We start from the raw sequence: 11,609 nt of genomic DNA, 5'->3' as shown, positions 1-11,609 counted from the left end.
CCTAGATTTTATTCGAGAGACTTTCGGGCGACACATTGTCATCGGAAAACTCTAGGCAACCAGTTCAGGGCTTGGGCTGGAAGCATTGCTCCATATAATCGTTCACTGCTTATTTGCTGCGACAGGCTGCACCCAACTGTTCCGATTATAGCCAGAGAAACCAGTTCGAAGTGGGGCGTTCCGCCCACGCCTGCGACCAGGAAACTGATTCGAGAAGCCACGACGCATATGAAAAACGCAAAACGCCTGGAAAGAGCACCATGAAACTCCACGCGAATAACAGTATTCCAAGATTTTTCGGGGAATTGGAGGTCCGGGCGGGAATCGAACCCACATACGCGGATTTGCAGTCCGCTACATCACCATTCTGCCACCGGACCTTACCGGGTGTGAGCGCTATATCTCTTTACCGGGCGCCGGGGTCAAGGGGGTATCTCGTTGAGGCGCAAGAAATAAGAAGAAATTTCCGCAGACGGCCAAATATGCCATAGAGATGCTGCGGGACGCCTGATACCGAAGAGATGATCACTGTCATTACGTCATCTCAGCGCCGTCCTCATTCGAAAGGGCATCCATGAAACGGGATCAATCACGGGTCTATACTTCTCTGGGCGTTGGCCTGGTCGTTCTTCTCAGGAGCACGACTGCGCTTGCCCAGACCTATGACGGTAAAGGCTCGCCCGAATTCGTGCCCCATACGCTGCAGGAAGCCCTAGCAACGGCTTACCTGACGAATCCAACTCTCCAGCAGGAACGTGCAAAGCTGCGTGCGGCAGACGAGCAGGTGCCGACGGCGCTTGCAGGCTGGAGACCGAAAATCGAAGGGCAGGCGGCTCTGACCTATTATCAGGGCATCAACGCGTACGGAGCTCAGGGTGCTCAGCCCGGTTCGGCGTTCGGTACGCCTGCCTATAACCGCAAATATGCCACGCCTGGATATCAGGGCGGCGTGACGATCACCGAGAATCTCTATCAGGCGGTAAAACGACTGCCCAGTCTCATCAGGCCGTCAATACGGTCATGGCCGAGCGGGCCCAGCTGATCGAGACCGAGCAGGAAGTCTTTACTGACGTCGTGTCTGCCTATCTCGGCGTGGTGCGCAGCGAGCAGCTTCTTCAGATCAACATCAATAACGAGCATGTGCTCGAAGAGCAGCTCAAGGCGACACAGGATCGTTTCCAGCAGGGCGAAATCACGCGCACGGATGTGGCTCAGGCGCAGGCTGCTCTGGCGACGGCTAAGGCATCACGTCAGCAGGGCGAGGGCACGTTGCGTGCGGCGCAGGCTACCTATCTGCAGATCGTGGGCGTGCCGCCTGCACCGAATCTCGTATCGCCTCAGCCGCTCTCTCTGCCCGTCAAGGTTGAGCGTGACGCCGTTGTTGAGGCGACACGTAACAACCCGACGATCATCAACGCTCTTTTTACTGAAGCAGCGCAGAAAGATAATTTTTCTGTGCAGATGGCGACGATCATGCCGAAGATCTCGGCTCAGCTTGGTTATTCCTATGTGAAGAACCAGGGCTATGGCCGCATGGTCACTGATAACAAATTCGGCACCATCAATTTCGATGTGCCGATTTATCAGGGTGGCGCTGAATATGCTGCTGTGCGTCAGGCGCGTCAGCAATATCTCGCAGCACGGCGCGCCGTCGATATCGCCCGACGTAGTGCGGCGCAGTCGGCTTCAGCAAACTGGCAGCAACTGCATTCTTACACCGATTCGATTTCGAGCAATCGCGCAGCTATTGCGGCCAACGTCGTGGCTCTCGATGGCGTCGAGAGGCAGGCGATTGTCGGCACGAGTTCGACTCTTGAAGTGCTGCAGCAGCAGCAGACCCTGCTGCAGGCCCAAACGGCTCTCGTGCAAAATCTCAGCGGCCTCGTTCAATCTTCCTATGCCGTGGCTGCGGCGATGGGCCGTCTGACTGCGGCCGACCTCAAGCTCAACGTGCCGATTTACGACGAAAAAGCCTATTACAATGCGGTCAAGGATCGGCTCTGGGGCATCAATGACTATGCGGTCGGTCAGCCCGGCCGCTGATAGAGAGCTATGGTCTGAAGCGGCGGATCGATGCTCTCGTTGAGCTTTTGATCCGCTGACTGGCTTCTGCCTGCTGAATTGCATGGCGCTGCGCGGTCTGATTGCGCCTCATGGTATCCGGGCAAAACAAGGCCGCGCTGTTGTTCAGCCTTGAAACTTGCGGTTCATCTGCCATACGCTTCGAGTTTGAAATACGGTGCCCTGCCTTTCCCTCCGCGGTCGTCGATGGCTCCATCCGGTGACGTCGCATGCCCGAGGAAGCGAGAGAATTCGGCACTCTCAAAGCGATGTCTGCCGGGTTTTCGTGCCGGGCAGGATCTCATAGGTGACAGGAAGAAAATGCTCGAAAAGACCTTTGACCCCGCGGCATGTGAAGCCCGCCTCTACGCCCAGTGGGAGAAGTCCGGTCTTTTCGCGGCGCATCCCGAAGCGCCTGGCAATGCCTATTCAATCATGTTCCCGCCGCCGAACGTCACCGGCACGCTGCATTTCGGTCATGCGCTCGATTTCGTGCTGCAGGATATCCTGATTCGCTGGAAGCGCCTCGAAGGGGCCAATGTGCTCTGGCAGCCTGGCACCGATCATGCTGGTATTGCCACGCAGATGGTGGTCGAGCGCGTTCTCGACAAGGAAGGTCTCAGCCGCAAGGAAATGGGACGCGAGAAATTTCTCGAGCGCGTCTGGGCGTGGAAAGAACAGTCCGGCGGCCAGATCATTCAGCAGCTTCGCACGCTTGGCGCGTCGGCCGACTGGGAGCGCGAACGCTTCACGATGGACGAGGGGCTGTCGCGTGCCGTGCGTGATGTGTTCGTCACGCTCCATCAGCAGGGGCTGATCTACCGCGCCAAGCGCCTCGTCAATTGGGACCCTGCGTTCCGTTCTGCCATCTCCGATCTCGAAGTCGAGAACCGCGAGACCAAGGGGGCGATGTGGTATCTGCGATACCCGGTCGAGGGCGGTGGCACGATCGTTGTCGGCACGACACGCCCCGAGACAATGCTGGGCGATACGGCTGTCGCTGTGCATCCGGAAGATGAGCGTTATACCACGCTGATCGGCAAGTTCGTGACCCTGCCGCTGACAGGGCGTCGCATCCCGATCGTGGCCGACACCTATTCAGACCCGGAGAAAGGCAGCGGCGCGGTCAAGATCACGCCGGGCCATGATTTCAATGATTTCGAGGTCGGCAAGCGGCACGATCTGCCCATGCCGAGCATTCTCGATGAAGCGGCCGCCATCTGGCTGGACGAGATCGCGGATGAACTGCGTGATGTAGAGGGGCTGTCATCGACCGATTTCGTGCGTTCGCTGGAAGGCATCGACCGTCTCGAAGCCCGCAAGCGTATTGTAGAGGAACTTGAGCGTCTGGAGCATATCGAGAAGATCGAGCCCCATACGTTGCAAGTGCCCTATGCTGAGCGCGGCGGTGCGATTGTCGAGCCGCGTCTGACCGAGCAGTGGTACTGCGACGCTGCCACCCTGGCCCAGCCTGCCATCAAGGCGGTTGAGGACGGGCGTATCCGCTTCGAGCCGCAGCAATGGGAAAACACCTATTTCGCCTGGATGCGCGACATTCAGCCTGGTGCATCAGCCGTCAGCTCTGGTGGGGGCATCGCATTCCGGCCTGGTATGGTCCCGACGGGAGTGTCTTTGTTGCACGCAGCGAGGAAGAGGCGCTTGACCAGGCTCGCGCGCAGTACGGCGACGATGTAAGCCTGACCCGTGATGAAGACGTGCTCGATACGTGGTTCAGTTCGGCGCTATGGCCGTTTACGACACTTGGCTGGCCCGACAAGACGCCTGAGCTGGCGCGTTATTATCCGACGAGCTCGCTCGTTACCGGGTTCGATATCATTTTCTTCTGGGTAGCCAGAATGATGATGATGGGACTGCATTTCATGGATGACGTGCCGTTCCGCACAGTGCTTATCCACGGCCTGGTGCGTGATGAGCGCGGCCAGAAAATGTCGAAGAGCAAGGGCAACGGTCTCGACCCGCTCGAACTGGTTGCGGAATTTGGTGCGGATGCCACCCGTATGGCGATCTGCGCCCTGACCGGGCCGGGGCGCGATATCAAGTTCGGTCGCAAGCGCGTCGAGGATTATCGCACCTTCATTACCAAGATCTGGAATGCGGCGCGCTTCTGCGAAATGAACGGCGTGAAGCCGGTTGCAGGCTTCGATCCGGCCCAGGTTCAGAGTGTTCTCGGACGCTGGATTCTGGATGAGACCGCCAAGGCGGTCGCTTCGGCAAAAGCCGCACTCGATGCCTATCGTTTCGACGAACTCGCCGCTGCCGGCTACCGCTTTGTCTGGAACGTTTTCTGCGACTGGTTCCTGGAGCTGGCCAAACCCGCCTTCGCGGCAGAGAACACGCCTGAGCAGGACGAAATCCGTGCGGTTACCGCGCATGTGCTGGGCACGATCCTTCAGATCATGCACCCGGTCATTCCGTTCGTGACCGAAGAGCTCTGGCAGTCTTTCGGCTTCGGCGGCAGTGTCGCGCAATCGGCCTGGCCGGTTTCGCCTCAGCCCCGTGATGCGGCCGAGGCCTCGGCCGAAATGGACTGGGTCATCCGCCTTATCGGCGAGATTCGCACCATCCGTTCGGAAATGAATATCCCTCCCGCGCAGATGGTGCCGGTGCTTCTGCGTGATGCCGGTCCCAAGACGCTGGCGCGTGCCGAAAGCTGGTCTGCCGTGATCGGGCGTATGGCGCGTGTCGAGTCTGTGTCGGTCCTGTCGGGTGAGCCGCCGAAGGTCGCCGCTCTGACGGTAATCGATGAAGCTACATTGGTGTTGCCGCTTGAAGGCTGATCGACATCGGTTCCGAGATCCAGCGTCTCGAAAAGGAAATCGATCGTCTCGGCAAGGAGATCGACAAGGTTGAACGCAAGCTCGGCAATGCCGATTTTGTCGCGCGCGCCAAGCCGGAAGTGGTGGAAGAGAACCGTGATCGTCTGACGAGCTTCACCCATGATCGCGCCCGCCTGCAGGCCGCTCTGTCACGTCTCTCTGCCGCCTGAATACAAACAGTATTTTTAGATTTTCTACGCGAACCCGCAGGAGCGGGTGACGGGCTGGATGGAAGCGGGGGCTGTGCTGGCGGCCCCCGCTTTTGTTTGAACCCCGCGTGCAAAGTTGCGAAACGTTATCATCATCACTACACCGTCAAGGTCGTGCTTCCTCTTGGAAATTTCCTCCCGCTGATTGGTCTGGCCGATGTTGACGCGTCTTCTGTGCCTCTTGCTCTCTGTGTCGCGGCGTCGGCGCCTGCGTCGTGAGCCCCCTGCGAAGCTGCCTGAAATGATCGAGCAATCAGGGCCAGAGCACAGCAAGGTTACGTGGCAGAGCAGGTGCGATGGGGGGATATCCTCCTCGAAAGTATTTATCTGCCACCCGATCCTGCACGCGCACGTCAGTGGTACGAAATTGCGGCTTCTGCGGGCTATGCACCTGCGCTGAACATGCTTGGCCGTTGCCATCATTTCGGCTGGGGCGGACCGGTTGATTATTCGGCTGCTGCCGATGCCTACGGCAAAGCTGCCGAACTGGGTGATCTGTGGGGCAATTATAATCTCGCCATCATGGTCATGCGCGGCATTGGCATGGAGGCCGATCTGCCGCGCGCGCTGGCGCTGTTTCGAAACAGTGCCGAGCGCGGCCATGCCAAATCGATGAATTTGCTGGCCCGGTTCATTGAGGAAGGCTGGCACACGCCGAGCGACCCGACTCTCGCCTTCGACTGGTATCGACGCTCCGCCGAGGGCGGCGATTATCGAGGTCAGCATAATTACGCTACGGCACTATGTGCTCTGGGGCGTGAGGACGAGGCTTATGACTGGTGGGAGAAGGCGGTGGTCGATGCGACCTCCGATATTCTGCTCGCCATGCAGCGTCAGTTGCAGCCACTGCGATCAGCGCGGCGCGATGCTCTGCTCGGTCAGGCGGCGCATCGGCTGGTGCAGTTGGGCGTGACGCCGCAATAGAAAGGGGACGATCAAGCGGAATTCGTTGATCGGGCGACAACATCACGACCCGAAGGCTGCGATGGACGCGCGTTTGACCGACGCATCACGGTGGTGGACGAGACTTCTTGCGGCTGACGACATGAAGTGTCGCATTCAAGCAACAGATTGACACGAAGTCGTATGATGCGATTGCGAGCTGGTTGCAGCACTTTGTCATGGAAGATAGGAATTATTCTCAATTGCAAAGACTGATTCCTTCTTTTGCGTGTGGAGACTGCGTTTTGTCCGTGAAATGGGTTCGCCCTTCCTATCCCGTATCGCTGCTGGTCGGCATGACACTCGCTTGCACGGCTGCCCATGCCCAGTCGGCGCAAAGCGACGGTGGCAGCACGCATCGCAAGAAATCGAAGGAAGAGGCGCAACAAGAGGCGAAGAAAAAACGCGCTGACAAGGCTCAGACCACGCAACAGGACGGTGTGGATGAGCACCTCGTGGTTCATGGCGCGGCGATGAACATTCTGCATGAGCCGATCGGTCTGGGGCGCATGCCTGACGACATCATGCACACGCCTCAGACGGTCAATGCTGTGCCTCAGATACTGATGCAGCAGCAGAACGTGAAATCGCTCGATGAGGCGCTGCGCAACGTGCCGGGCATCACGGCCTCGGTTGGTGAGGGCGAGGGGGGCATGGCGGGCGATCAGTTCCTGATTCGCGGCTTTGCGGCCCAGAACGATATCTACGAGAACGGATTGCGCGATTTCGGTGTCTATACGCGTGACAGCTTCGATTACGACCATATCTCGGTCATCAAGGGCCCGTCATCGGAAGTATTCGGCAATGGCACCACGGGCGGTGCGATCAATATCGTGACCAAGGTAGCGCATCTGGGCGATACCTATAATGCGCAGTTTTCCGGTGGGTCTGGTGAGTATTACCGTGGCACGCTGGATGTGAACAAGCAGATCGGCGAGTCCAGCGCGGTGCGTATTACCGGCATGGGTAATGAGAATAACGTTGTCGGCCGTGACAATATCTATTCCCATCGCTGGGGGCTGGCACCTTCTATCGGCTTCGGGCTCGGCAAAAAGACCAGCTTCACGCTGGAATATTTCCATCAATCCGATAATCGCATCCCGGATTATGGCGTGCCGGTCGTTACCAAGCCTGGCAGCACGATCGGGCGTCCGGCGACCGAATACGGGCTGGACCGTCATAGCTGGTACGGCACGAATTACGATCAGGACGTGTCGAATGTGAACATGCTGACAGCGCGTTTGAATTCGGAAATCAGCCAGCATCTGACGATTTCCGATGATCTGCGCGGCGGTCTTTACGATCGTTATTTCTCTTCCTCGCAGCCGGGCTGCGATGCGACCTGCCAGAAGCTCTTTTTCACCAACCCGTCACAGGCACAAATCAATCGCCGCGGTCATCTCGGGGGGCCGGAGCCTTACCAGCAGAATGACTGGTCGGTGCAGAACGTGTTTTCCGCGCGCGCCAATTTCAAGACGGGCTTCATTCGCCATCAGGTCATCGCGGGCTGGGATGTCGAGCATATCTACGACCGTCGCACAAACTACGCCTATAATTTCAATGGTCAGAACGGGACACGCACTGACACGACCAGCATGATCAACCCGTCCCATACTCAGCCGGGACTATTGCTGGGGGGATTGGGCCAATATCAGTACGATCTGGTCAATCTGTCGGGCGGGGCAGGGCGCAAGCTCTATAAAACCGGCGATGCAACCGATGTGGGGGCTTTTCTGTCAGAGCAGATGTGCTGGCACCCTGGTTCTCGATCCGCGGCGGTTTTCGCTGGGATCACTGGAACAGTCATTATGCGGCGACCGAAGGCGCAACGGCAGCCGATACGCGTCTGTCGCAGCAGCAGAACACGATCAACCCGACTGTGAGCCTGATGTACACGCCGAGCGACAACACGATGGTCTATTTTAACTGGGCGCGCTCGACCACGCCGCTTGGGCTGTATGTGACCAACAGCTCGGAACCGCTCAAGACCTCGACTCAGGGTTTCAAGCCCGAAAAGGCGAGCCTGTATGAGATTGGCGTCAAACAGCAATTCCTGCACGGCCGTCTGGGCGCGACCGCGTCGCTTTTCCGACTGGAGAAAGGCAATGCGCTCATGACCGATCCCTCGACGGGGAGTGTTTCTTCTTCGAGCGACACGCAGCGTAATCAGGGCGTCGAACTGAGCCTTTCCGGTCAGATTACCCGAAACTGGAGCCTGATCGGCACCTATGCCTATTACGACGCCACAACGACAGGCTCGCTGACGGCGGCGGATATTGGCAAGCGCATTCAATATGCGCCCAAGAATATGGCGACCATCTGGAGCACCTATACGATTGCCCCCGACAAGCCCTGGAACCTCACTTTCGGTGGTGGACTGACATGGCGTGACTCTGTCTGGCTCGACGCCGCCAATACGGCACGTGTGCCGCACACGACGGAATGGGATGCCATGATGTCACACATGGTAGGGCATCGCTGGCGTCTGGCGCTCAATGGCTACAATCTGGCCAATCGTCTGAACTATTCCAATCTGTTCAGTGACCGCGCGACACCTTCCGTCGGACGCACTTTCCTGGGCAGTATTTCCTTTACCTACTGACGCTTCTGGTTTTTGTCCCGGCGTGGCCATATTATGTCATCGCCGGGTCGAGGCCCTAGTTCTCTCGGCGCCCGATTGTCTCTTCTGCCTCGTTCCAGACCCAGTCGGGAGAGCCGTATCCGACCCTGACGCCTCCGAGCCAGCGCTCTGCCGGGCCGAGAGAGTGCCATTGCCGTTTCCCGGCGAGAACGTCTCTGCCAGAATCGGTGAGGGAGACTATATCCCGCGCCCAGTTATTGAGATCCTCACCGGGCTCTATGATGATCGCTGGCTCTTTAGCAGAGCTGAGTGTAGCGAGCAGATCGCGAAACATCAGATCGGCAAGCCAGGGCAGGGGTTCAGCCTGTTGCGTGAGTGCCCGGAAAACGTCCCCGGCCCTGCGGGGTCTGCCGGCGATGAGTTGCAGAACAAGCCGCTGTGACAGAGCGAGCCTGTCATGCGCCCAAGGGTACTCGCGGGCAAACCTGGCGAGGGCACGCCCCAACTCAGGGAGAGGATCGGTCCCCTCCTGTGCGAGGCGCGACAGCGCGCTGGGATCGGGAGCGGAAATCGCGGCCCATGCCGCGCAACCAATGTTCAGCGCGGCGGGCGAGACGGGCTTGCGCTTCTCCCATAGAAGGATCAGCGCCTCGGGCGGAAGCTGCCCAAGCCCTATGAAACGCGCTGCACCCGGATAAGCACCGGCAGAGACCAGATCGAGATGACGCGGTCGATGGTGGGCAAGAACCGTGAGGATGCGCGCGAGAATAGCCTGATCGTAAAGATCATGCTCGAACCACAATACCACACGTTCATAGCGAGCCGCCTGGGCTATGGCGTTCTCTTCGAGATGAAGTTGGGTCGAAATCGCCGCACGGTCGAGACCGATATGGCGCCCGACGGAGTCTGCAATGTAATCGGCCCTCAATTCCAGCCAGTTCGGTGTCCGGGCTATGGGGCCGCCGCAAAGCGGATCGGTATAGCTCTGGAAATCTCCTTCGAAACCCGCCTCTCTGAGGGTCGGCTCGATGTCCGTTCCGCAGCGCAGATGAAGAGTGGCCAGTCGTTTATCCGGGGCAGGCCTGCCTCTGTCGATATGGCTTTGGTTGCGACAGAGGCCTCGATATGGCGCAAAAGGCGGGGCCAGCTGGCGAGACCCAGCTCTCGGGCTATGACGCATTGCGCATCGGCTAGTCGAACGCCGGAAAGGGTTGTCGGCCGCGGGTGAAAACGCGCCAGGCGCCTGGCAGCTTCAGGATCCTGTGCCTGCAAGGCCTTGAGAAGTTCCTTCGCCCTTTTGCGCTGTTGGGTGAGGTTCAGACGAAATGCGGCGTAACGGCTCGAGTGATCGGACATATTCCGGCCCTTTCCTGAGCCTGTGTCCGCCTGTCAGGCCAGAAAGGGGGGAGTATGAAAAGCATGTCTGTCTTGCTCTGGCGCGGGCGCAGCCCTTTCCGCGGACACGGCGGCTTCGACCGGGCCGGTACGTGATATTCGCTCGGCGCATTGCCCGAAGTCAATCCCGGTCACGCTCACCGTCAGACGACATGACGTATAGGAGGTTGGGCGCAATCAGCCTTTATGCTGGAGCGTGAGAAGCGGCGTGAACGCAAACATCGTCTCGAAACTGCAAAAGACCGGTTGCGGAATGACGATGGTGCCGAGCTTGTCGGCGTTTTCACGGCGCCAGCCATGGACCTGTCGACGCAGCACGTCTTTCTGCGAGCGCGGGATATGGCGAATTTTATAGCCATAGGTCGCATGGAACATGAAGGTCATCAGATTATCGGGATGAAAGCCGATGGCTTCTGCAAGCTGGCGACGCAAATCGTAAAGCGCTGTTGCCATGGCCGCATTGGCCGGACGCAGCGGTACACCGACCAGCGGTGCGTGAAAGCGGTCGGCGTCGATTTCCATTTCGATTTTTTCGGGAATATCGAAGCGTATCGCAGCCAGTCGGTCGCGGATGATCGGCGCGGTATTGGCGATCGGGAGCGTCGTGCTGATGCCTGAGGGCCAGTTACCCTTGGCCTGCTGCTCGGGGTCGACGCCGCCGAGAATGGTCATGTGATAGCTTGAGGGCGGTGTGGGGGTGATGAAGTCACGCCATTCGCGCAGGATCAGCTGGTTCATGTCGAGCATCGCCTGCGCGAGCGGATCGGCGGCATTGAACGGGCAGATGATCGTGTTGCCCGGCCAGATCAGTGGCTGACCCTTGGCGTCGAATTTGCCCTGACGATCGCCCCCTTCCGGTTTGATCCCGGTGTCGCAGGCGGGTGCTTCTTTTTCCGGTGTTGTCGCGGCGGGGGCGGCGCCACAGGCCATCAGCGCACCGAGGCCGAGCAGAATATCCCGACGACGCGTCGTCGACACGGCGGCGGGCGGGAACAGACGATGCATCAAGGCCCTCGCAAATCTCAAGGGGCCGACAAGCACCCCGTTCTGAAAAGATACGGTTTCATGCCATGACAAAGCGCAATCGTGGGTGACATGTTTGCGACATCTCGCACAAGATCGTCACAAACTGGCAGGGCACTTGCTATTTCTCGTTCTTGTCGGTGTCAGGCGCGCGATTTTCCTGCACGCTCGTATAGCCTTGATGAGTTTCGTCGAAATGTAGCCCGAGATCCGGCTGAGAAACGTGAGGCGTGCCTGGTGCGAAAAGGAATTGACCGTCAGGGAAATCGAACAGAACGACATTATTCCTGAAGAAGCTCTCTCCCAGAGTGCCCTCATCGATATTTTCCAACACAAGAAATTCGGTCGGCCCAAGCTGCCTTTCACCCAGCTGAAAAGAATGGAAAACATGCCGCGCACCGCGCGTGATGGCGCCAAATCGGGTGACGACTTGAGGGTCGCGGGCCAGATCATCGGCCGACGCGCTGTTGGCCGGGTCTGAAACCGGCAGCGTGTTCATGCCGAGGTCGGGATCGAGCGTAAGACGTACTTTCCTGCCGTCGATCTGCGCCATGACCCGCG

4 protein-coding genes, 1 tRNA gene and 3 pseudogenes are annotated in these 11,609 nt (G+C 58.7%); 4 read left to right on the top strand and 4 right to left on the bottom strand.

Annotated elements, in window-relative coordinates; all coding sequences use genetic code 11:
- Positions 1–306: 306 nt before the first annotated feature.
- Positions 307–380: transfer RNA gene (locus JCM25414_RS03615), tRNA-Cys, on the bottom strand.
- 194 nt (positions 381–574) lie between these two features.
- Between JCM25414_RS03615 and JCM25414_RS16765 the strand changes: the two are divergent.
- The 4 genes and pseudogenes from JCM25414_RS16765 to JCM25414_RS16750 all read left to right on the top strand — a co-directional run bounded on the left by JCM25414_RS16765 (position 575) and on the right by JCM25414_RS16750 (position 8,651).
- Positions 575–2,043, top strand: a pseudogene (locus JCM25414_RS16765) (TolC family outer membrane protein).
- A gap of 339 nt (positions 2,044–2,382) precedes the next feature.
- Positions 2,383–5,068: pseudogene (locus tag JCM25414_RS16760) on the top strand (valine--tRNA ligase).
- A 318-nt stretch (positions 5,069–5,386) separates the two neighbouring features.
- On the top strand, positions 5,387–6,031 hold the full coding sequence (locus JCM25414_RS16755) for a tetratricopeptide repeat protein (protein WP_242403322.1): 645 nt from the start codon (positions 5,387–5,389) through the stop codon (positions 6,029–6,031).
- A 314-nt stretch (positions 6,032–6,345) separates the two neighbouring features.
- Positions 6,346–8,651: pseudogene (locus tag JCM25414_RS16750) on the top strand (TonB-dependent receptor).
- 55 nt (positions 8,652–8,706) lie between these two features.
- Here JCM25414_RS16750 and JCM25414_RS16745 read toward each other — a convergent pair.
- The 3 genes from JCM25414_RS16745 to JCM25414_RS03580 form a co-directional block, all read right to left on the bottom strand.
- Complete coding sequence (locus JCM25414_RS16745) at positions 8,707–9,810, bottom strand: DUF1835 domain-containing protein (protein ID WP_051535667.1); 1,104 nt, start codon at positions 9,808–9,810, stop codon at positions 8,707–8,709.
- Positions 9,811–10,202: 392 nt separating this feature from the next.
- Complete coding sequence (locus JCM25414_RS03585) at positions 10,203–11,030, bottom strand: DUF1868 domain-containing protein (protein ID WP_035442581.1); 828 nt, start codon at positions 11,028–11,030, stop codon at positions 10,203–10,205.
- Positions 11,031–11,169: 139 nt separating this feature from the next.
- On the bottom strand, positions 11,170–11,601 hold the full coding sequence (locus JCM25414_RS03580; protein ID WP_025840756.1) for a hypothetical protein: 432 nt from the start codon (positions 11,599–11,601) through the stop codon (positions 11,170–11,172).
- Between the last annotated feature and the right edge of the window lie 8 nt (positions 11,602–11,609).

It is taken from the genome of Asaia platycodi JCM 25414, assembly GCF_000614545.1.
Taxonomy (GTDB): domain Bacteria; phylum Pseudomonadota; class Alphaproteobacteria; order Acetobacterales; family Acetobacteraceae; genus Asaia; species Asaia platycodi.
Note: the sequence above shows the minus strand (reverse complement) of the source record. Positions and strands in the feature narration are given on the sequence as shown.

What these genes read in the sequence shown, in the direction of transcription:
- JCM25414_RS16745 (WP_051535667.1), bottom strand. Translation starts at nt 9,810, where the DNA reads ATGCGTCATAGCCCGAGAGCTGGGTCTCGCCAGCTGGCCCCGCCTTTT.
- JCM25414_RS03585 (WP_035442581.1), bottom strand. Translation starts at nt 11,030, where the DNA reads ATGCATCGTCTGTTCCCGCCCGCCGCCGTGTCGACGACGCGTCGTCGG.
- JCM25414_RS03580 (WP_025840756.1), bottom strand. Translation starts at nt 11,601, where the DNA reads ATGGCGCAGATCGACGGCAGGAAAGTACGTCTTACGCTCGATCCCGAC.